This window comes from Vibrio sp. Vb0349, from assembly GCF_033338975.1.
Genome location: NZ_JAWOTS010000003.1, coordinates 37,406 through 60,385 on the forward strand (window position 1 = coordinate 37,406; position 22,980 = coordinate 60,385).

The 22,980-nt window shown below is 45.5% G+C and carries 17 protein-coding genes and 1 pseudogene; 5 read left to right on the forward strand and 13 right to left on the reverse strand.

Annotated elements, in window-relative coordinates:
• Positions 1–11: 11 nt before the first annotated feature.
• A complete protein-coding gene (trxC, locus tag R7Q47_RS05210) occupies positions 12–446 on the reverse strand; it encodes a thioredoxin TrxC (protein WP_005387991.1) in 435 nt (144 codons plus the stop codon).
• A gap of 162 nt (positions 447–608) precedes the next feature.
• Between trxC and R7Q47_RS05215 the strand changes: the two genes are divergently transcribed.
• Positions 609–1,703 (forward strand): ketoacyl-ACP synthase III, encoded by a 1,095-nt coding sequence (locus R7Q47_RS05215; protein ID WP_053349917.1) that lies wholly within the window; start codon positions 609–611, stop codon positions 1,701–1,703.
• Between the two features lie 86 nt (positions 1,704–1,789).
• Here R7Q47_RS05215 and R7Q47_RS05220 read toward each other — a convergent pair whose 3' ends face one another.
• The 10 genes from R7Q47_RS05220 to R7Q47_RS05265 form a co-directional block, all read right to left on the reverse strand.
• Positions 1,790–3,115, reverse strand: a complete 1,326-nt coding sequence (locus tag R7Q47_RS05220) for a DUF1501 domain-containing protein (RefSeq protein ID WP_104976075.1) — start codon at positions 3,113–3,115, stop codon at positions 1,790–1,792.
• A 9-nt stretch (positions 3,116–3,124) separates the two neighbouring features.
• The gene (locus R7Q47_RS05225; protein ID WP_104976076.1) at positions 3,125–4,693 is read right to left on the reverse strand and encodes a DUF1800 family protein; all 1,569 of its coding nucleotides are present in this window, start codon (positions 4,691–4,693) and stop codon (positions 3,125–3,127) included.
• A gap of 407 nt (positions 4,694–5,100) precedes the next feature.
• Positions 5,101–6,363 carry a hydroxymethylglutaryl-CoA reductase gene (locus tag R7Q47_RS05230; RefSeq protein ID WP_154204416.1) on the reverse strand — a complete coding sequence of 421 codons (1,263 nt, stop codon included), beginning with the start codon at positions 6,361–6,363 and terminating at the stop codon, positions 5,101–5,103.
• A gap of 351 nt (positions 6,364–6,714) precedes the next feature.
• Complete coding sequence (gene manA / locus R7Q47_RS05235) at positions 6,715–7,932, reverse strand: mannose-6-phosphate isomerase, class I (protein WP_005388002.1); 1,218 nt, start codon at positions 7,930–7,932, stop codon at positions 6,715–6,717.
• A 124-nt stretch (positions 7,933–8,056) separates the two neighbouring features.
• Positions 8,057–9,397 (reverse strand): MFS transporter, encoded by a 1,341-nt coding sequence (locus R7Q47_RS05240; RefSeq protein ID WP_005480243.1) that lies wholly within the window; start codon positions 9,395–9,397, stop codon positions 8,057–8,059.
• 6 nt (positions 9,398–9,403) lie between these two features.
• Positions 9,404–10,906 carry a signal transduction histidine-protein kinase/phosphatase UhpB gene (gene uhpB / locus R7Q47_RS05245; RefSeq protein ID WP_154204415.1) on the reverse strand — a complete coding sequence of 501 codons (1,503 nt, stop codon included), beginning with the start codon at positions 10,904–10,906 and terminating at the stop codon, positions 9,404–9,406.
• Positions 10,906–11,514, reverse strand: coding sequence for a transcriptional regulator UhpA (gene uhpA, locus R7Q47_RS05250; protein ID WP_005388005.1), 609 nt, complete (start codon positions 11,512–11,514; stop codon positions 10,906–10,908). Before uhpA ends, uhpB begins: the two co-directional genes overlap by 1 nt.
• A 138-nt stretch (positions 11,515–11,652) precedes the next feature.
• Complete coding sequence (gene uhpT, locus R7Q47_RS05255; RefSeq protein WP_021707729.1) at positions 11,653–13,047, reverse strand: hexose-6-phosphate:phosphate antiporter; 1,395 nt, start codon at positions 13,045–13,047, stop codon at positions 11,653–11,655.
• 406 nt (positions 13,048–13,453) lie between these two features.
• Positions 13,454–14,284 carry a formate dehydrogenase accessory sulfurtransferase FdhD gene (fdhD, locus tag R7Q47_RS05260; protein ID WP_017447522.1) on the reverse strand — a complete coding sequence of 277 codons (831 nt, stop codon included), beginning with the start codon at positions 14,282–14,284 and terminating at the stop codon, positions 13,454–13,456.
• Between the two features lie 53 nt (positions 14,285–14,337).
• Entirely contained in the window at positions 14,338–15,222 is an 885-nt protein-coding gene (locus R7Q47_RS05265; RefSeq protein WP_069539794.1) for a LysR family transcriptional regulator, read from the reverse strand.
• A 666-nt stretch (positions 15,223–15,888) separates the two neighbouring features.
• On the opposite strand from R7Q47_RS05265, the gene R7Q47_RS05270 reads away from it, so the two are divergent.
• Both R7Q47_RS05270 and R7Q47_RS05275 read left to right on the forward strand, forming a co-directional pair.
• Complete coding sequence (locus R7Q47_RS05270; RefSeq protein WP_154204413.1) at positions 15,889–18,213, forward strand: FdhF/YdeP family oxidoreductase; 2,325 nt, start codon at positions 15,889–15,891, stop codon at positions 18,211–18,213.
• A 195-nt stretch (positions 18,214–18,408) separates the two neighbouring features.
• Entirely contained in the window at positions 18,409–18,885 is a 477-nt protein-coding gene (locus tag R7Q47_RS05275) for a DM13 domain-containing protein (protein ID WP_154204412.1), read from the forward strand.
• Positions 18,886–19,083: 198 nt separating this feature from the next.
• Here the strand turns inward: R7Q47_RS05275 and R7Q47_RS05280 are convergent, their stop codons facing one another.
• Complete coding sequence (locus R7Q47_RS05280; protein ID WP_005376100.1) at positions 19,084–19,533, reverse strand: YkgB family protein; 450 nt, start codon at positions 19,531–19,533, stop codon at positions 19,084–19,086.
• A 147-nt stretch (positions 19,534–19,680) separates the two neighbouring features.
• Between R7Q47_RS05280 and R7Q47_RS05285 the strand changes: the two genes are divergently transcribed.
• Together R7Q47_RS05285 and R7Q47_RS05290 are read left to right on the forward strand one after the other, a co-directional pair.
• Complete coding sequence (locus R7Q47_RS05285; RefSeq protein WP_154204411.1) at positions 19,681–20,481, forward strand: PhzF family phenazine biosynthesis protein; 801 nt, start codon at positions 19,681–19,683, stop codon at positions 20,479–20,481.
• A gap of 138 nt (positions 20,482–20,619) precedes the next feature.
• Positions 20,620–21,318, forward strand: coding sequence for an aspartate/glutamate racemase family protein (locus tag R7Q47_RS05290; RefSeq protein WP_154204410.1), 699 nt, complete (start codon positions 20,620–20,622; stop codon positions 21,316–21,318).
• A gap of 67 nt (positions 21,319–21,385) precedes the next feature.
• Here the strand turns inward: R7Q47_RS05290 and R7Q47_RS05295 are convergent.
• Positions 21,386–22,978 (reverse strand): annotated as a pseudogene (locus tag R7Q47_RS05295) (FAD-dependent oxidoreductase); the annotation flags it as partial.
• Between the last annotated feature and the right edge of the window lie 2 nt (positions 22,979–22,980).

The following is a 22,980-nucleotide window of genomic DNA, read 5'->3' on the forward strand; positions in this document are numbered from 1 at the left end:
GGCGTGGAAGATTATTTAGTAAGTGCTTGATTTAACCATTGATCGAATTGAGTTTTAGGTAACGCACCATTGATCATATCAACGCGTTGACCATTCTTGAAAACCATAATGGTAGGAATACTGCGAATACCAAATTGCGTCGCAAGTTGTTGTTGAGCTTCGGTATCAATCTTAACAAAACGAGCCGTTCCGGCTTGCTCATGAGCAACATCAGAGAAAACAGGAGCAAAGCCAACGCACGGGTTGCACCATGGGGCCCAAAAATCTACTACAACAGGCATATCACTTTGTAATAGAGCAGAAAAGTTATCTTGTGTACCTTCGATAGGCGAGCCGTCTAAAAGTGCACTTTTACATTTACCGCAAGTTGCAGATTCGGCAACGCGCTCATTAGGGACACGATTTAGACCGCCGCACGAAGGGCAGCGAGTTTTAAACGATGACATGACTTCTTCCTTTATTACGTATTGATGAAAACATGACTTACCAGTCAGCCTCATTATTTGTATACTTATTTTTTAACCTGCCGAAATAACGCAGCGCAGGTTTGTATTTGAGCCTAAGGTTCTAAGAAATTTTATTAAAATACAACAATAAATAGGTCTGCGATGACAAATTACTACGCTGAAATTACAGGTTGGGGGAAATGTGTTCCGCCAGCCGTGCTCTCTAACGATGATCTTAGCACTTTCCTCGATACTTCCGATGAGTGGATTCGTACCCGCACTGGTATCGAAAACCGCCGTATTAGTCATGTAAACACGTCAGACATGGCGACCGTTGCTGCTAAACATGCATTAGCTCGAGCAGGCGTCGATGCAACAGACGTGGATTTAATCATTGTGGCGACTTGTTCACCAGATTCATTGATTCCAAATATCGCGTCTAAGGTACAGCAGAACCTAGGTATTCGTGCAGCCGCTGCCTTTGACTTAAATGCCGCATGTACGGGATTTGTCTATGGCCTAGAAACGGGCACACGTTTGATTCAATCAGGTAACTATCGTAACGCGATCATTATTGGTGCGGAAAGATTGTCTTTCTACATCGATTGGGCAATGCGAGATACCGCTGTTCTATTTGGTGATGGTGCGGGCGCCGTTGTGTTATCAAGAACGGAAAAAGAAACGGGTTTACTACAGTCTCAAATCGGTTGTGACGCAAAAGGCCGCGATATTCTGTCCGTACCAAAGTTTGGTACTTGTATGGATCGCTTTGCGGAAGACAACGGTTACTGGGATTTCAACTTTGTAGGACAAGAAATTTTCAAACGTGCAGTAAAAGGCATGGGGCTAGCTGCGAAAACCGTACTGAAAGCATCACAGTTAACGACGGAACAAATCGATGTTGTGATTCCGCATCAAGCGAATATTCGTATTATTCAAACCTTGTGTGACCTGTCTGGAATTCCACACGACAAAGCGTTTGTTAACATTCAAAACTATGGCAATACTTCAGCTGCGACCGTGCCAATTGCATTGTGTGAAGCGGTAGAGCAAGGTCGAGTTAACCCAGGTGATAATATGCTTCTTGCTGCGTTTGGTGCAGGTTTGACATGGGGTGCGGCAGTATTGAAATGGGGTGACCGCGTAACGCCAGTTTCTGAAAGTGATGCGGTTCTGCCTGAATGTGAGCAATCCGCGTTAGAATTACTTGAGCGTGCCATTAAGCTGTGTAATGAACGCCGTCGCGACGAGGTGTAACGGACACTCTGCAAACATAAGATGAGTAAGGGAGCGCGAGGCTCCCTTATTTGATGATGCGTTCTACAGCTAACCTGTAAAATATCTTAAGCCATAAAACCCAGGTTTGAATGAGTAAAATTACGGATGTTCGGGAAGACGTATTCCAGTGCAGCGTTATCACTCACGCCCATCCACTGTGCTAGTGTTGAACCAACTTGATCAGCGGCAATTTTGGGTATGAGTCGGCCTTGAGAGTAATCATCGTTTCCGCCCAGTATTAGTTCCGGCCATGTACCGATAGGTTGTTTCCCATTTACCGCGCCTCCAATTAATAGTTGATGGCCACCCCAGCCATGATCAGTACCATTTCCGTTGCTCATCATCCGTCGACCGAAGTCAGACATAGTGAAAGAGGTGACTTGCTTGTTTAGCCCTAACCGTTCGACCGCACGATACATTGCCAAAAGGTTTGTCGCGAGATCCTCAAGTAACACTGGATGACGTGCCAGTTGCGAATCGTGTAGGTCATACCCAGAGTGTTTAACGAAAAAGACTTGTCGTTGCTGCTTCAGGACATCTTGGCTTGCTATCAATTTGTACACGGTTTGCATCTGCTTGCCGAGCGTCGATGACGTAAACAGCGGCTCGTCAGCAATGTGGTTGAGTTGCTCGCTCAGTACACTGCTCATTACCATCGACTCATCAACCATCAAATTAAAATGACCATTAAATGGATTGTCAGTTTGATGAGAGAGAAGGCGATCATAGATCCCCTTGTATAGCGGGTTATCAATCGCGGTAAGCTGAACTGCGCGATCTTTTTTCAGGACGGTTTGGCGGTGTTCCATTGCCCGTAACCAAAGCGAGTTGCCATGCACACTGTATAGCGGTGTTATTTCTGATTCAGAGTTTAATACATCCAACATTCTGCCAGCCCAACCAAGATTTTTAGACTCACTCATTCCACCAAGTAACCAAGCGTCTGTTTGAGAATTATGAGAAAACAGTTGCTCGGGAAGTGATGCTTCATCTTGCTCAATAGCTTGTTTGGTGACGGGGTGGTTGAGAATGCCACTATTGAGCACGATGCTGGCATCGCCTTGTTCGAAAACGGAAGTCAACGCATTTAACTTTGGGTGTAAGCCGAGCTTCACTGGGTGATTTGAGCTATCGACAGCACTCAAATTGATAGGGAGTATGTCTTCTTTGGCGACAGAGAGTGGCCCTCTGACTTTGGAATATTGACGATAGTGCGCCTCCGATAATGGCAGTATGGTGTTGAATGCATCGTTTCCGCCTGCTAAATACACACATATTAATGCTCGAAAGTCATTGGATGGCGCTGCGAGAGAGTAACCTGGCAGACTAAGAGAGGCTAGTGCGCCCATCGATAGCGTGCTTTGTATAAAATGTCGTCGTGAAATATCCATAATTCACTCCTAATCCTGAATATAGAATTCGTCGCCAGAAATGGCGGTAAATATCACTAGAGCGAGTTTTGTTGTTGGCACATAGTCACCACGATAATCATTCAGGGCGGTGAGCATGAGCTCTTTCAATTCAGCAGAAGCCGTTCCAGCAAAGAAACGCTCGTTAACCAATTCGACTAAGGCACGGTGATCGTCCAGAAGAAGATAAAACTCGTTAAGATCGAAGTGGTAGGAATCACCACCTCCTCTACGAGTGCTGGTTAACATATAGTTGACCAAATCGGTATAAACAGACCAATTGAGAAGTTCATACTCTGGAGAGTTAATACCAGACTCCGTAAACTCGTTAGACGGCTGATAGTCTGGAGAGTAAAAATTAAACACGGAAGGAGAACGAAGCGGCCCTTGATTAGCGATGTTCATCATCGTTGTTGCGTCTTCGTAACGTGATCCTTTAACCGTAAAACCTGATGCTCGATGAAAATTAGTCAGGACCAGTATCGGTTCTTTCACTTTTATAGGCGGGGTATCCGTCATCCCTAATGCTTCAGGGTCGAGCAATATGGCTCGAACAACGGCGGTTAGATCGCCTTTTTCTCCTTCCCCATTGTTGTTAAATATCGTAGCAACACGCGCGACGTACTCTGGGCTTGGATTTGAACTGACCAAACGTTGGATAAGTAACTTTGAAACAAATGGAGCAACATTTGGGTGAGACATCAACATATCAATCACTTTTGAAAGCTCTTCTTGTGCGGTTAGACCCGATGGGATCACGTTCCCTAGAAATCGCTTCTCGCCGGTGTCGTGTCTTTGACTGATAACTCGCATCGGTTTCACGAATGCGATGTCGGAATTTTTCCATCCAGTTAATGCTCGCGCGAGCTCTTGAATATCAGTTTGATTGTACGTGGGGATAGGTTTGCCTGTTGCGTGGTTTAGCTTTTTACTGCCATCTAAATTGAGTTCATACAAACCGATAGTGAATAACTGCATTAACTCTCGAGCAAAGTTCTCATCGGGAAGCGTTCCTGTCCCACTATTTTCTTTTGCACTACCGAGCATAGACAAATAGCTCCCCATGACTGGATGGATGGAAACGTCATACAACAGGTCTCGGTAGTTGCCAAACGCATGCTCAACCAACAGATCGTAGTAATTCACTAACCCTGTAGGTTTGCTGGAAAGAACGCCGCCATAACGAGAAACGACTACGATCTGACTCAATGCATAAGCCGTTCGCTGTCTGAGCTGATCTTCAGCAGTAACAACAATCTGATACCAAGCATTTTCTCGGTTTGACTGTAGGCCTTTAGAAAAAGGCGTTTGATAAAGTGGTTGATGGTAGGTTGCTGGCAGGTTGATTTGTTTCTGTATCCAGTCCCCTAACCCGTTTTCCCTAACCTCATTAATTAACGCAGGAGTTGGTCCAAAAGAGGTTTGATAGAGAAAACGCGCAACGGTTTGATCGGATGGGGATTGCTGTATTTGTGCTGATACATTAGACCCATGGCTCAGCAATAAGATAGCCAATCCTAGTACCCAAGCAGAGATTTTATTTAGCTTCTGACGTCTCATAGTTAACTCGCTTACCCGAAGTAACGATTTAAGTCCATTTAACGGGAGTTATTAAGCTCTTTTGAGCTGTTTAGTAAATTTATGAAAATCAAGCAGCTGCATAGGCGAGTATAGTAGCAATAAGTGGTGAACAAAAAACTCAAACGATGAATTTGGTACTATAGTGCTAGAATTTTTTGATGCTATTTTTTCTAAGATACTGATATTAAATATGGCCAATGAAGAGTGACAAGCAGAGGTATCGCAATGGATATAGAAGGGGGACAGCTAAAGTACTGTTAACAAGAGATTGGTCTGTTTGTTAAGGCTTAAGTTAGTTTCAAGAAATTATTGAGCCAATAAATAAAGTCCATTGGTTTGCACAAGAGAAAACCACACGGATGTTCTCTTGTACAAAGCAACAAAGGTTATTTTCGGGCAAGCTTATGGTGAGCACGAGAAAAGTGATCGGCACAAAATGCGCCCACAATCGAGAGTTCGCCAGCCAGACAAAGCGAAGCTGCGACTTCGGCTAACGCTTTCGCATTGCCGTTGCCGTGCAAACCCAAAATATCCAAACATGCTTTTTGCGTTGGAAGGCCAGTACCACCGCCAACCGTTCCCACCATGATGTTTGGCAAGGTCACGCACGCGTACAAGTTGCCTTGAGCGTCCACATCCATACGAGTGATTCCAATGGCAGACTCTGCAACGCAAGCGGCATCTTGACCACAAGCAATGTAAAGCGCGGCAAGGGCATTTGCGTAATGCGCGTTGACGCCAATTGTCCCGCTGAGTAAACCACCCACCGTGGTCATTTTGCCAAATTGAACCATAGACTCCGGCGTCGTATGCAGATATTTTTCCACCAACTCAGCAGGAATGGTCACTTCGGCGGATACTTTCTTACCGCGTACCGAGCGCAGTGTGTGTGCGTTTGGTTTTTTGTCGCCTGATAAGTTGCCATCCAAGAATGCTTGAGTTGGTTTGATTGGGCTGGTCGCCAAAATATGATGGAACACTTCGTTTGTTGCGATGGTCACCATGTTTTGTCCGGAAGCGTCACCAGTCACGTATTCAAAGACCAAATAAACATGGTTTCCTTCGATATTTACATTGATGTCTTTGAGTTTGCCATGTGAGGTGGTGGATTCCGCAATTTGACGAAATACGTCAAACTGGGTCACAACCCAACTGACGAACTGGCCGGCGTCAGCAAGGTGATTAAAGGCGAATACTGGTGTTCGGCTCACCCCTTCACTTAGTAACAATGCGCTCGCGCCACCAGCGGCGGTGATAAGATTTGCGCCACGGTTGTAGGAAGCGACTAACGCGGCTTCTGTCGTTGCGAGCGGAACCAAAAAGTCATCGTTCGCATACAAGCCGTTGACGCGCAAAGGGCCTGCAATGCCGACCGGCACATTAACAGTACCAATGAAGTGCTCGATGTTGTTGGAGTAAGCATCGCAATGTGACTGCGTGAAAGGATCAAGGAGATGATCTTTATTGGTCACGTGTTCCAATACTTGCCAACGGCGCGCCAAATGATTATCCGACAGGCCAGGGCTTAAGCAGAGACGTTTCTCTGGCTTGTGAAACTTCGGTTCTAATGCCGATTGAATCTTACTGCTGGTTTCGATATCGGAAAGGGCGGAGCTTTGAACAGGGTTATCTTGGTTTAACTTCGGCATACAAACGTTAACTGAAAAATCGAACCAGAGATTGTAGTGATTGAGGCTTTGATTACAACGTTGATTATACGTTTTGCAACAAATACCACTGTGCAAGCGCCTTTATTATCCAAGTGATTTGATATTGGAGCGACGAATTTATCGGACATAAATGGGTTTTGACAATGAATGTTGAGTAAATGGTAGATCCGGGAGGTTATGGCTTTTAGAGAAACTGGCCTGTAGGTGTTTTGATTCGACAAGGTGTAAGCATGAGTGCCTTAAGAGCGGAATGGTTCAATCTATGAAAGGAATAAATTGTCTAACCCAGTCCCTTGGGTCAGACGTTAGTTTGAATCGGTTGTTCAAAAACTAGTTGAAGGCGCGAGCCACACGTCCCGCACTTTGAATACGGTAATGGCCAACGTAAGCAGGAACAAATACAGATTGTCCCTTCGCGGCGGTTAACGTCTCACCGTTATCACTGATGAGTGTCAGGTCGGCATCAATCGCCATCAAAATCTCTGCGCTATTGGCATCAACCACTTCATTGTTCGGTTGGTTAAGAATGCTGAAACTAAAGTCTGCCACTGGGACCGGATAAAGGCTTTGGCAACCATCGGCATTGGGTTCTAGAACAAGGCTGTTAAACGGCTTAGGCACAAAGTCTGTGCATTTAACCAGTTCTTCAACATCCATGTGTTTCGGCGTGAGTCCTGCACGCAAAACGTTATCTGAGTTCGCCATGATCTCTAATCCCGTACCTTTAATGTAAGCGTGTGGCGTTCTTGCGCTCAGGAACATCGCTTCGCCAGGTTGCAGCGTGATGACATTCAACAGTAATGGCGCAAACAAGCCGACATCGCCAGGGTATTGAGTGGATAGATCCAAGATGAGCTGGAAAACGTCGCTGTCAGTGCCTTGCTCCGATTGACGTGAAGCGTGGGCAAGAAGCTGTTTCAGTGCTCGCTCTTTTGTTTCTCCTTCCATGGTAAGAATGTGCACAAAGAAATCGCGTAAACCTTGTGAGTTGATTTCGCGTTTGAATGTGTCAAGAGGCGCGCGTAGCTCATCGATATCGCAAAGGCTAAATGCCTCAATAATCTCGGCATACGAGCGAAAACCGTTCATGGCTTGGTAACTTGTCAGCGCGTACACCAACTCAGGTTTGTGGTTTGGATCCTTGTAGTTACGATGGCTTGCGTTTAGTGGGATCCCGGCACTTTGTTCTTTTTCGAAGCCTATTTCGGCATCTTGTTTGCTTGGGTGAACTTGAATCGACAGTGCATGTTCGGCCGCTAAGATCTTAAACAGAAAGGGCAGGTCGCCAAATTTCGCTGCGGTTTCTGCTGATAAGTAAGCGGGTTGGTTTTGTTTGATCAGTTCAGACAAAGGCAGCGTGTTTTGCTCAATCTGAACTTCAGAGCAGCCGTTTGGGTGAGTACCCATCCATACTTCTGCTTGAGGCTCATTCGTTTCGTTAGAAAAGCCAAACAAATCGTGAATAGAAGAGGTGCTTCCCCAAGCGTAGTTTTGGATTTTGTTGTTCATTTGAAAGAAGCTATGCGATGAAATAGTGTTCAAATTCATGAATTTTTCCCATAGTTAACCCTCCGAACTGAATCGGAAGAAAAATTGAGCAGAGATACGTTAAATAAGGTGGGCGAGCGCGGTTAGGTCACTCGCCAATTTGCCCGAAGGGCGATAAGTCGATTTACAACCGAGGTTTTGGTTCGAGTGGTTTTCGTGATGGTTGCGCTTGCAAAAATGGCAGTAACAAAAGGCCAATGACGGCTGCACAAACTGAAATGGTGATGAAGAAACCCGTCCAATGATATTCTTCAAGAATTAACGCCAGTGGATAACCAGACAATGCTGCGCCCATGTAGGCGAACAAGCCCACGAATCCTGTTGCCGCGCCGGCAGAATCTTTGTGAGAGCACTCCGCCGCCGCCATACCGATCAGCATTTGTGGTCCAAAGACAAAGAAGCCGATGGAGAACAATCCCGCGGCTTGGAATGCAAAGTTAGTCAGAGGCATCAGCCAAAGCGCGGAGACAGATAAGAAAATCCCAATAGCGAACAGCAAGTTCATTGGCCCACGGTTACCGCCAAAGAGTTTGTCTGAGCCCCAACCCGCAACCAATGAACCAACAAAACCGCCGATTTCAAACATCGACAGAGCAGCGTTGGCGTTAATCAGGCTATAGTGATGCTGCTCGGTCAAGTACAGGTTTCCCCAGTCATTGATTGCGGTTCGGACGATGTAAACCAACACATAACTGAACGCGAGTAGCCAGATGTATTTGTTGTTAAATACGTACGATTTCAGAATTTCGCGGTAGGTGAGGCCACGTCCGTAATTTTCTTGCGCAAGTTCTAATGCGTCGTTGCGCCATTGGCCGACACTTGGTAAACCCATTGTTGTGGGTTTGTCGCGCAATCGCCAACAAACGAATAGACCGAGCAATACCCCGATGATGCCGGGTAGAATAAAGCCTTCACGCCAGCTGTAGTGCAACGTTAAATAACCCACCAAAATAGGGATCAGCGCGCCACCAACGTTGTGTGCGGTGTTCCAAATCGCCCATAAGAAGCCACGCTCGGAACGTGAATACCAAGTCGTTAACAGCTTGGAGCATGAAGGCCAGCCCCAGCCTTGGAACCAGGCGTTTAAGATCCACAGAGTAATGAAAGCCGCGAGTGAGCTAGAAAAACCGAACGCGATATTGACCAGACCTGTCGCAATCAATCCTAATCCCATGAAATAACGAGGGTTAGAGCGATCCGAAATCGTGCCAGAAATAAACTTCGAGCAGCCGTAGGTGATGTAGAAAAGTGTACCGATAAGACCCAAGTCGCCTTTATCTAAGCCAAGGTCGGTAATCATCGCTGGTGCTGCGTAGTTAAAGGTCTTACGGGTAAAGTAGAAACCTGCGTAGCCGATGTACATCCCCAACATAATGTGCAAACGCCAATGGCGGTAACGCTGGTCGATTTGCTCGTTGCTCAGACTCGGTTGAGTAAATTTAGGTGAACGTAAAAATCCAAACATCTTGAGTTACACCTTAGGTAAAGTAATGCTGATTTGTGTGCCGATCATTTGATCGCTGGTGGAGTAGATAACCATTTTTCCACCTAACGCGTGCACACGCTCTTGCATGCCGCGAACGCCCATGCCTTTCATGCTGTCCTGAACTTTGAAGCCGACACCATCATCGTGAATCATTAGTGACACCGCCGCTTCTCCGATCGTCAGTTCAATACTGATCAACTGCGCTTCTGCATATTTGGCGGCGTTATTCAATGACTCTTGGCATAAACGGAATAGGGTGACTTTGAGCGTGTCACTCAAGTTGGTGTAATCGCCTTGCCAGTTCAGTTGAACAGTCGTTCCGTGATTGGCAAATTCCATCTCTCGCGTCAGTTGCTCGACGGATTCTTTCAAGTCCAAATCATCCAGCATTTTTGGTCTTAGCTTGCTTAACAGTCGCTTAGTGGTGTCGTACACGTTGAGGGAAAGTCTTTCAATCATGTCTGCGCAACCTACGCTTGTTTCGGCGTTATTTACCCGCTTAATGATGTTGGCTTGTGTGCGGATCGCCGTGATGTTCTGTCCAATTTCGTCATGTAGCTCGCGCGCAATATCGCGTCTTACCGATTCTTCCGCTTTGATAAGCTGGCGAGACAAATTCTGATTGCGTGCAAGTTCGCCGCGCAGTTTGTGATTGAGGTCTTTTTGTTTCTGAACCCCTAAGCCGAGCATAATGCCGGTGATGGTTTGCGCCGAGAGAGATAATAACAAATCGGTGATTTCTAGATTTGATACGCCGCTGCGAGCCGCAATCAGCGCAATGCTGTTGAGCATGGTGGCGAGTAGAGCACCTTGCCAGCCGTAACGCAGAGCAAGCACGATGATTGGAATCGCCATACAAAACGGCGCAAACCGTTTTAGCTCTTCAGGCAAACTGGTTTGCACCAAAATACTGCCGATCAAAAGCAGCGCATAAAGCACGATATGACGTACCTGAAATACAACGGCATTACTAAGTAGGAGAGAGCTAAGCGGAGACCAACGACTTTGGAACAAATAGCTCCACAACAGGTAGCACATAGGCACCACGAGCAAGCCTCCAGAAATGCTAGCCAGCCATACCATGTAAACAGAAGGCACGTGAAATCCGACCGCCATTACGTTGATGAAGGCGGTAATGATGATCACAATGCCCATGACGGCTAAGTGGCGGTTTTGGTCACCGTAGTAGTATTTTTTCGCAATCAGTGTGACCGGGATACTGGCAATGCTCGCAATCAGCACGGTAAGCCACTGCGGTTGACCCAGTAACATCGCAAGTGCGATGGAAAGTCCCCACTCCGAAAGGTAAATCGTCGGCCAATAAGCGGTGCGAGTGTGAAGGGCGACACCTAATCGTAAAGCGAAAGGAAACAATAAGATCGCCAGCTCGGGATCATTGACAAAGTAGTAGGCGATCACCCACAAACAGAACCAGGCGCAGGCCATAACAAAAAGTCCGCAAATGGTGGTAACAGCATAAGCTCGCATTAAAAGGACTCTTGAGAAAATAGTTTGGCGAGCTCAACGTTGTTTTTCACGCCGAGTTTGTCGATGGCATTCGCACGATGCACATGCACGGTCTTGTGGCTCAAGCCAAGCTCTGCCGCGACAGACTTTACATCCAACCCATTGGCAAGTAGCTGACATACCTCGTTTTCACGTTTTGTCAGTTGGCATAGAGAGGTGGTGTTGTCGCTAGGCGTTGCAAGTTTAAGTGCAATATCTGATGTGAGGTAACAGCCGCCAGAAGCACTGGTTCTCACGGCTTGAATAAGTTCGTCTGGGCTACAGCGTTTACTAAGATAGCCTTTTGCACCTAGCTTTAGTGATTTTTCCACCATCGCAGGGGAGTCATGCACGCTAAGCATCACGCAGGCAATGCCAGTTGGTATTTCGCTAAGAAAGTTTAAGCCGCTTTCATCTGGCATGGAGATATCTAGGATGACGACATGAGGGTGTACCGCAGGCAAGCCTTTGCGCGCTTCGGCGACAGAGCCGAATTCACCGACAACGGTAATATCACTTTCTAAATTTAATAATTGTGCGAAACCTGAACGCACGATGACGTGATCATCAACTAGAGCAACATGAATCATTATTACAACCAAATAGAGCAGACGACTAACAACAATAAGCTCCAACAGGAGCCAATAGAAAAACCTTTAATGATACTGAATTGATCAACTCATTTTAATGATCTTGCGCGCTTTACCGAAGTAAAGCGCGCAGAGAAGTTAGGCTTGGTTTTGTGCAAGTTGAAGCTTCTTCGCGTGTCGAATCTTCTTCTCTTCCGCGATAGCGACGAAAGCAAGCAAAACAATACAAATCATGGCGGAGGTATCTAGAGCTGCGAAGGTACCTTTCCAACCTGTTAAGCCGAAGATAGGTGTACCGTCTGCAATCATACCGAGACCAAGTTTCGCGAAGCTGTCACCGATTAGGTAAGCGAATGTACCTTTTACGCCGTCAGCCACACTGATTGCTTTTTTAGGGACAAAACCAACCGCGGCAACACCGATAAGAAGTTGCGGACCAAACACCAAGAAGCCCAATACAAATAGTGAGGCTAAGTACATGAACTCGCTAGTGGCGTGTTGGTAGAACTCAAGCGATACGATGATCAAACCAAGAGACACACAAGCAACCAATGCGCGGCGACCGTTTGCTAAGTCAGATAAGTAACCCCACATCAAAGTACCCACAAGCGCACCGACTTCGAATAGAGTAAAGCCAGAGATTGCCGTTTCTTTTGACAGACCAAGTTCTTGGTACGCGTATACCGTTGACCATTGGTCGATACCGATACGAACGATGTAAAGGAAGATGTTGGCAAAGCAAAGTAGCCAGATAACTTTGTTTTTAAGAACGTATTCAACAAAGATTTCTTTTTTGGTCATCTGGTTTTCTTCAGCGGCGGTGTCTTCTTCACTCACTGCTTCATCGAAAAGTTCTTCTACTTTACCTAGACCGTAAGCTTCTGGAGAGTCGCTACCAAAGCGCATACCGATAAAACCAACGATGATCGCGATGATAGAAGGGAACACGAACATGCCGATTACGTGTCCGTCGAATAGGTAGTTGGCACCGAAAAGAGCAACACCCGCTGCGCCCGCACCACCAACGTTGTGTGACATGTTCCACAAGCCTAGGTAAGAGCCGCGTTTGTTACGAGGTGTCCATTTTGTAATGGTTGAGTAACTAGAAGGGCCACCAGTACTTTGGAAGAAACCACTCAGAGCGTAGAAAGCCACCATCAAGAACAGGCTTGCACTACCGCCGCCCATGCTGAAGCTGAAACCAAGCATTGCAAGACCAGAAAGGATCAGCATAAAAGGGAGGAATTGCTTGGTGTTCTTACCGTCAGCGTAGTAAGAGACAACGGTTTTACCGATGCCGTATGTGATGGAGAAGCCAAGGCCAATAAGACCTAGGTCTGTCATGCTCAAACCGTAAGTTGAGATCATGTCGTTTTGCGCGACATTGAAGTTCTTACGAATCAAGTACATGGTTAGGTAGCCGATAAATACGACCAAGTAAGATTGGATGAACGGTTTAAACCACATCTTTCTTCTAACTTCGACAGGAAGATCGAGGGTCGGCTTCCGCACCTGTTCGAGGAATTTTAACATGATGAACTCTCTTGTAATTGTTTTAGAAACACAACGGCGACCGTTATGTGCTCTTGTTACCTTTGACTGAGCGGAATTCTAGAGAGTGGTTTTGTGAGGCACATGAGATGGTTGCCTAGATCGGCTAGGAAAAATTCCTAGAAATGCCTAGGAAGGCGGAAAAGCGTGAAAAGAGTCACACAAAATCCTTACTAATTTATGGGTTTTTGACAGGGTTCTTATCGGATTGGAAAGCGTTCAAATGCAAGCAGGTTAATATATGCAAGCTTAGTGCTGACAAGGGGTGAGCACGTTTGGTTGGAGAGAATAGTGTCTTGTCGCTAAGTATCAATTGGGAACGAGAAGCAAACAACAGAGACCCAGAGGTCTCTGTTAGAAATATTAGGGATTTGGCTAGGTTGACGTGTTAAGGCGCAGGGCTGTATAGACGTGGCGAGCCGTGTTTTGGTAAGTGAATTAGGTTCAAATGGTTTCTTCTTGCCCATTCGACAGTTAACGCTGTAGGTGCAGATAAGCAAACCAGAGTGGGGATACGCGCGCGAACGGCTTTGTGGATCAACTCTAAGCTGCAACGGCTTGTCATGATAGCGAAGCCACTTTGAGGCTCGATGTGATTGTTGGCCAATGCGCCAATCAACTTATCTAGCGCGTTGTGACGGCCGATGTCCTCTCGGCACAACTTGATGTTGCCTTGTAAATCTGCAAATAAAGCGGCGTGTAACGCGCCAGATTCACGTGCGGCTTCTTGATGCAGTGCGACTTTGTCTCGCAGCCCTTCAAATACATCGGAGCGCGGAGGAAGAGACGGTGTTAGCGGTGCCAAATCAGGCAAAGCTTGTTCCAGAGCCTCTACACCACAAATGCCGCATCCGGTTGTGCCGGCAAGATTTCGGCGCTGTGTTTTTAACGCCCAGAAAGCGCGGTTGCTGATTTCCACTTCCGCATAGTGAGATTCGTGATCGCCACCAATTTCAATGTCTTTAATCTCTTTGAAATCGTGGACGATGCCTGTGCTTAGGCTAAATCCTTTCACGAAGTCTTCCAGATGGCCTGGCGTCACCATCATGACCGCTTGGCTAATGCCGTTATAGCTGATAGCTAAGGCGGATTCACTCGCCAGCGACATTTGTTGCACTGGGCGGCCATCAATCAATTCTCGGTAATTGAACGCACTTGGTTGAGGTGGTGCTTGATTGAAATCGGACAGTTCAAAATAAGATTGAGTAGTACATCTCATGAAATCACCTCATAAGCCGTTATGTATGCCAAAAATTGACGTGTGGATTCTTGTTATCGATTGAATATGTGTTTTGCTTCTGCGAAGCACTGATCGGTTAGCGCGGAGAAGGGTTCTTGTTTTCGCTTTAACAAACCTAGCGGGGCGTGAACGGCGGCTTCTTCGATAGGGATAATGCGAAGCGTATCGTTCAACTCTTCCAATCCACAATTCAGCGGCATAATGGCGCAACAAAGGCCACTGGTTACTGCTTGGATCAAGTGAAAGGTGGAGTTACTTTCAATGACGGTTTGCGGAACCAGCCCTTTACTCACAAAGCTAAGATCAATGGAGTGGCGATAGTGCATGCCCTTCGAAAGCAGCCCTAGCGGAATGTTATTGAGTGACTCCCATAACACTTCAGATTCGGCAAAATCAAAATGACGCTCATCGAATAAAACGCCAAGTTTGGTTGAATCTAGCTCGATAACATCGAAGTAAGCGGTGTTAACTTGATCGACATAACACATCCCCAAATCAAGTTGATTTCGATTGAGTTGGTCTATGATCTGTTCGGTCGTCATGGAGAGTATTTGAAAGCGTAACTCAGGGAACTGTTGAGCTAATGGTTTGAGCAATTGCATAGGGTTTTGGCTGGCGAGTGGCACCATTCCAAGCCGAAGAGAGCCGACCAATTGACCACGGCAGTTGGCGGCTTCGGCTTGCAATCCATCATGAGCTGCTAAGACGGTTTTTGCCCAAGCCAAAATGCGTTCTCCGGCTTCAGTAAATCCTTCAAATCGTTGACTTCTTTGGATTAATTCGAGATCGAGCTCTTCCTCTAGGCTTCGGATCCTCATGGACAAGGTAGGCTGCGTAATGTGGCACAATGCGGCGGCTTGACCAAAGTGTTTGGTCTGTTCAAGTGCGATGAGATATTTAAGTTGTTTGATATCCATAATGGCTTGTTAACCTTGCGTTGTGAGTCACATGTACGGGGGAACTCCCTAAAAAGGGCACAGCACTACCGTACTTTTTAAGCGCTGGAGCGTTTTAACTAGGAAATGGAAAACCAAAACCAAGTCAAGAATAAAACCACACTCAAAATTGATCTGAATCAAGGCTATTCCTGATATTAATTAGGGTCAAATTTAAAGTATCTATAGTGTGATAGATATTATCTATTATCAAGAGTAGCGATTTTATTGAGTTCGTTAATCGAACTAGGTGGAATCGAATGGGAAAACGATTAGCCTCATAAATTGTATTGATTAAAAATGTGATAACCGTCAGTGGAAAAATTCGTCATAGATTTTGTTTATCACTCGGTCAGGATTATCAATTGGACGCATATTGAATATCGACTTAATCTTTGATTTAGATCAAGACGCAGCAATGCAAATTGAATCTACCAGTCTTAGAAACAGTAGGCGGGTATCCGATATCAAGAATCTAGATAAGTAAACGCTCGGACAGGCGAGAGCATGTTGAGTGGTTACTTATTTGGATTAAAAAATACATGGATTAGAAACTAAGCCCTTCAATACTTCCGCATTATCTCAATAAATAACGCGCTTGTTTTCACGGGCACCCTGCTTGCTGGTATATCTGCGAGGAGTAAAGTCGTGAGCCAAAAAGAACAAATAAAAGCATACAAAGGTCCAGCTGGTGGTTGGGGTGCACTGAAAGCCGTAACCAGAAGTTGGTGGGGCAGTGAAAATGCAGTTAAAAACATTCGCACTATGCTCAAAACCAACCAAAATGGCGGTTTCGACTGCCCGGGATGTGCATGGGGTGAGTCGCCAGATAGCGGTAAAGTCAATTTCTGTGAGAATGGCGCGAAAGCGGTAAACTGGGAGGCGACCAATCGTCTGGTTGATCCTGAGTTTTTTGCCAATCACAGCGTTTCTTCTCTCTCAACGCAAACCGATTACTGGTTGGAATACCAAGGCCGTATCACGCACCCAATGCGATACGATGCAGAATCCGATCACTATGTGCCAGTCTCTTGGGATGAGGCTTTTGCACTTGTCGCGAAGCATCTCAATCAATTGGATTCACCGCACCAAGCGGAGTTTTATACCTCTGGTCGTGCAAGCAACGAAGCGGCGTTTTTGTATCAGCTATTTGTCCGCGCATTCGGTACCAATAACTTTCCAGATTGTTCCAACATGTGTCACGAAGCCAGTGCAATAGGGATGAAAGACACCATTGGTGTTGGTAAAGGCACAGTGATCTTTGATGATTTTGAAGAAGCTGATGCGATTTTCGTGATTGGTCAAAATCCGGGCACGAACCACCCACGAATGCTGGAACCTCTGCGCGAAGCGGTAAAACGTGGTGCACAGGTTATCTGTCTAAACCCGCTGAAAGAGCGTGGGTTAGAGCGTTTCCAAAACCCACAAATGCCGATTGAGATGTTGAGTAACGGCTCAGAGCCTACCAACACGGCGTACCTGCGTCCTGCTTTGGGCGGAGACATGGCAGTATTTCGTGGCATCGCGAAATTCTTGTTGCAATGGGAACGCGAGGCATTGCAAAACGGTGGAAAAGCGGTATTTGATCGTGAATTCATCAAGCAACACACAACAGGTATTGATGAGTATTTGGCTGAAGTGGACGCAACCTCTTGGGAACACATCGCGGAACAATCGGGTCTTGATTTAAGTGAAATCGAGATGGTGGCGAGCATGTATCGACGTGCAGAACGTGTGATCATGTGTTGGGCGATGGGGTTGACTCAGCATCGTCACTCTGTGCCAACCATTAAAGAAGTCGCAAACGTGCAAATGTTACGAAGTAACGTTGGTAAGCCGGGCGCGGGTCTTTCACCAGTGCGTGGTCACAGTAACGTTCAGGGCGACCGTACGATGGGCATTGATGAAAAACCTTCAGATCTGTTGTTGGATCGCATTGAAAGTCGATTTAACTTTGACGTCCCGCGTGGTGAAGGCCACAACACTGTGCAAGCCATTAAAGCGATGGAAGAAGGGCAAGCGAAAGTATTTATCGGTTTGGGCGGTAACTTTGCACAAGCAACGCCAGACACAGAACGTACGCACAACGCGATGCGAAACTGTAATTTAACCGTACACATTTCGACGAAGTTAAATCGTTCTCACCTTGTCACAGGTAAAGATGCGCTTATTCTTCCATGCTTAGGCCGTACTGAGATTGATCAGCAAGCGACTGGCCCACAAGGCGTGACGGTTGAAGATACCTTCAGCATGGTACATATCTCATTTGGTCAGCTAAAACCGCGTTCGGAGCATTTGCGTTCAGAACCAGCGATTATTGCCGGTATTGCCAATGCTACACTCGGGGCAAAACCAATTGATTGGTTGTGGGCGATTGAAGATTACGACCGTATTCGCGATTTGATTGCCGACACGATTCCGGGCTTTACCGACTTTAACCATAAGCTTAAACACCCGGGTGGATTCCACTTGGTAAACCCAGCTGCCGAGCGTCGATGGAATACACCAAGCGGCAAAGCACAGTTCAGCTCTAGCGAGTTGCCGAAGCAGTTGATCAGCGAAGCGATACTCGAAAAAGGCCAAAAGCCAGATTTGATCTTGCAAACCATGCGCTCACACGACCAATACAATACGACACTTTACGGCTTGAATGACCGTTATCGTGGAGTATTTGGTATGCGCGAAGTGCTGTTTATCAATGAAGCGGATATTCGTAAACTCGGTTTTGAACCGGGCGACAAAGTGGACATGGTGTCATTGTGGGAAGATGGCGTTGAGCGCCGTGTGAGCGGATTTACGCTTGTTGCCTATGATGTACCAGCAGGTCAGGCGGCGGCTTACTATCCAGAAACAAACCCATTAGTTCCTTTGGACAGTTATGGGGATAGAACGTTTACGCCAACCTCTAAGTTTATTGCGATAAAATTGGAAAAATCGACATCCGATAAGATCGCTTTGGTGGAAGCGGAATAGTGACCAAACCGGCACAACGACATTTCCGATAAGCAAACGGCTGATATTAATTATCAGCCGTTTTTAATTGCGCTCAGTCTGCATTTAGTGCGCATAGCTTGTGTATAATGTTAATGACATTATGCTGCTCGATAATAGACAGATAAGGCCGATTTGAATCTAAATTCAAGTAGTAAAACTAATAAGAAGATGCTTATGACCTTGAAAAATATAATTAAATTAACAATCAGTCACTTAGTGGCAGTTTCTATTGGCATTGCGATAGGTGTCTATACTTTACCGATCCTTATTGCACCACCTGCGCCGACCGATGAGCAAGTTGCTAAGAGTAAGCAAGGCGCAGAATACAGCGCAGTGTTTAAGAGGGAACTCAAAGGTAGCGATGCTTTTCATTGGGGAGAGGGAGAAATTCATTTGAGTTCTGAAGTCATTACGTTGGTAGGAAAACTCGCTCCCGGACCAGACTATAAACTCTATCTATCTCCTAAGTTTGTCGAAACGGAACAAGAGTTTAATGACCTTAAATCTGAGATGAGCTTAATTGGTGATGTCAAAACGTTCGATAACTTCGTTGTTGAGGTTCCTCAAAGCACTTCAATTTCTGAATACAATACGGTTGTTGTATGGTGCGAGACATTCGGTGAGTTCATTACTTCGGCAAAGTATCAATAAACCTTAGCAGTAGAGTGAAAGGCTTTTCTTTTCACTTTACGCTAGGATGTTGTTTCGCATAATTAAGAGGCAAAGACTCTTAAACACTCTAAATTTAAGAGCCTTTGTTTAGAGTTATTGACAGAACCATTCGACTTGTAAGTCGTTTGCACCTTTCAGGCTACGTTCTGGAAAAACAAGATTTCGAACTATTTAGAGTTATTCTCTGTTTGGCTTGTTTCGTTCGATGACGCTAATCGCAATAGCTAAAAATAGAATATCTTTTACTAAAAAGAAGTTTGTCACCAAAACCCCATCAGACACTTTCCATGTATTCGGTGTCGTAATTAGAAAGCTGAGTGTCGCAAGAAAAATAATTGCGGCGGCTATGCCAGAAAAATAAGCGACTCGTGTGTTTTTAAGGCCAACGATTAATCCAATAGCGACAATGATTTCTGTTGCGCCAATGATGTTTGATACGGCTTGAACTGACATCACATCATACAACCAACTCATCAGAAAATGATTTTCAACGAGCGGTTGTATAAGCTTGGCCTCTGTAGGTGTGAATTTATAAATACCAATCCATATTAGAACTAAAGAAACGCCGAAAACTCCGATAAGATATCCAATTGAGTCACATTGATGATGGCTTTTTACGTTTTGCATAATTAACTACATTCTCCTGTTTGTTAGCGCTTCCAACAAGACCTATAAGGTTGGTAGAAAATTTCATAGGTTTTTTTCGCTCAAACAACAGATATTAAAAATCACGTGATACAGAATTACGTGTTTGATAGAACTTAAGGATATTTCGTGGAAGTTAAAATTTTTCAGGTTGACTCGTTTACATCAGAGGTTTTCAAAGGTAATCCCGCGGGTGTTTGTATCACAGAGTCAAGCCTTGATGAGGAAACGATGTTGGCCATCGCGGCCGAGATGTCGTTATCTGAAACGGCATTTCTGTCACTCAGTACAATGCAACTTCGTTGGTTTACACCGAGGACGGAAGTTGCTTTGTGTGGACACGGCACACTTGCAACGGCGCACGTTCTGAAAGAGCAGGGGTTATATAATACTGGAGATACGATTGAGTTCGTTACGCTATCTGGGGTTTTAACTGCACAACTCGATCATGAAGAAATTCATTTGGTGTTTCCTGCTCCAACTTTAGATATGCGAGCTAGTATTAACAAAGACTTACTTCATGGTTTGGGGTTAGATGCCGCCAATGTAGTCGCCTACGGTCAGTTTGATAATAAGCAGTTGGTCGTCATTAATGATGAATTTGTGCTTGAACAGCTCGACCCTGATTTTGGTGCGCTTTTTAAACAAAAAGGCCGTGGCGTCGTCATCACTGCTCAATCAAGCACTGACGCCGATTTTGTCTCTCGATACTTCGCGCCTTGGGTAGGTGTTAATGAGGACCCAGTTACAGGCTCTGCACATTGCGCTTTATGTGTTTACTGGGCTAAAGAGCTCAACAAAAAGCAACTGAAAGGCTTCCAAGCCTCCAAGAGAAGTGGGGTCGTCCATACAGAGTTGTTAAGCACTGAGCACGTTAAGCTTTCTGGAAATGCAGTAACGATATTGCGAGGATTTATGAGAATCGCGTAGCGGTCCTTGTGGGAATGATTTTATTTTCGTGTTACCCAATGCTCAATAGTGAAGACGCTTGAATGCTGCTTATTTAAGTGGCTGATTTTTTTGTAAAAACACCCCTGGCACGGTGGTGTATAACGATTGGAGAGTTATATGAAAACTATCGGTCTTCTAGGTGGTATGAGCTGGGAGTCGACGCTTAGTTATTACAAATTGATCAACGAAGGAGTCAAAGAGGCGTTAGGCGGCCTAAATTCCGCAAAAATTTGTATGTATAGCGTGAATTTTTCGGAGATAGAGAAACTTCAACATCAAGGTAAATGGGAAGAAACGGCAAGCATTTTATCTGATGCTGCATCTTCAATAGAAAAAGGGGGCGCTGACTTCATTCTTATTTGTACTAACACAATGCACAAAGTTGCGCCTCAAATTGAAGCCAGTACTAATATCCCTATACTACATATCGCAGACGCGACTGCTGAGTTACTTCGTGAGAAAGGGGTTCAAAAGATCGGACTCCTTGGTACTCAATTCACAATGGAGCAAGACTTTTATAAAGGAAGGCTTTCAGACCTCTATGGGCTTGATGTCATCATTCCCGATCAAGACGACCGCTCTAAAGTACATAACATTATTTATAAAGAGTTATGCCAAGGTGAAATCAAAGAGGAGTCAAGGACGATATACTTGCAAATTATTGAAAAACTAAAAGAGCACGGAGCTGAAGCTGTGATTCTCGGGTGTACTGAAATTGCCTTACTTGTAAACCAAAGTCACACCGATGTTACACTACTCGATACCACTTCTATCCATGCTCAAGCAGCAGTCCGTTTGGCAATTGAAGGTGAATGATCTACGCTTTCTTTCCTGCAAAAAAAGAGAAAACCAAGCACGTGGTTTTCTCTTTTTTATTATCAAGTTATAAGCGAGCAAATTTGAGAGTTCTGTATCCACCAATCAAGTTGCGGGCTTTGTAACCATTGTTGACCAGCTGACGGTATGCTACGTTACCGCGTAACCCAACTTGACAGTAAATCACGATCTCTTTGTCTTTAGGAAGTTCGTGCATGCGACGACGTAGTTGATCGACAGGAATATTAATTGCACCTTCAAGATAACCAACGGACTCCAATTCACCAGGATTACGAACATCAAGTAACAGTTGGTCTTCTGTCAGTGAATCCATTTCATCATAATGAATCGCGGTCGCATCGCCTTTGATGATGTTATTTGCCACAAACGCCGCTTGGTTAATTACATCTTTAGCAGAGCCATAAGGTGGCGCGTAAGTTAGCTCGAGGTGTTGCAGTTGCTCTACCGTCATACCAGCACGCTGAGCAACTGCCATTACGTCGATACGTTTATCAACACCGTCTTTACCTACTGCTTGCGCACCTAATATTTTACCTGTTACTGGATCAAACAGCATTTTGAATGACACGGTTTCTGCACCTGGGTAGTAACTCGCGTGACTTGCTGTATGCACATACACTTTTTCATAAGCGATGTTTTCACGTTTCAGCTGTTTCTCGTTTTTACCAGTAGAAGCGACGGCTAAATCAAAAATCTTACAGATCGCCGTGCCTTGCGTACCTTGGTAAGTTTCTTGGCGGCCAAGCATGTTGTCTGCTGCCATTCGGCCTTGACGGTTTGCCGGGCCCGCAAGTGGCACTAGAGTTTGCTCGCCAGTCACGAAGTCTTTCTCTTCTACCGCGTCGCCGACAGCGTAGATCGAAGGATCGCTGGTTTGCATGTATTCATTGGTATAAATACCACCAAGAGCGCCGATTTCTAAGCCAGCTTCTTTTGCTAATTTGGTCTCGGGGCGAACACCAATTGCCATAATCAGAATATCGGTGGTGAGTCTTTCACCATTGTTTAGTGTTAATTCCAATTCACCTTCTAGATGTTGGTGTTTTTCGCTTTCACCAGAGTCGAAACTTGCCACGTGCTCGTTAGGTACGAATTTCACCGACTCAAGTGCGACGCCAAGTTTAAGGTCGATGCCTTTCTCACGAATTTCAGCATGTGCGAAGCCAGCCATTTCACGGTCAACGGGCGTCATCACTTGATCCGCCATTTCAACTAATGTGGTTTTTATGCCTAGCTGGTGGAAGGCTTCCATCATTTCCAAACCGATAAAACCACCACCAACGACCGTAGCGTGTTCAACTTTGTTGGTTTCGATCGTTTTAATGATGCGATCCATATCTGGAATATTGCGCAGCGAGTGTGTTAACGGGTTATCAATACCCGGAATAGGCGGCACAACTGGACCTGCGCCAGGGCTAAGTAGAAGAAAGTCGTAGCTCTCTTGGTATTCCGAGCCATCAAGCAAATTGTTAACCGTAACCGTTTTGTCTTGACGGTTAATAGAAACCACTTCGTTCATCACACGGACATCAACATTGAAACGCGCTAGAAAGCTCTCAGGCGTTTGAAGAAGCAGTTTGCTGCGCTCTTGGACATCGCCACCAATGTGATAGGGTAAGCCACAGTTTGCAAATGACAATT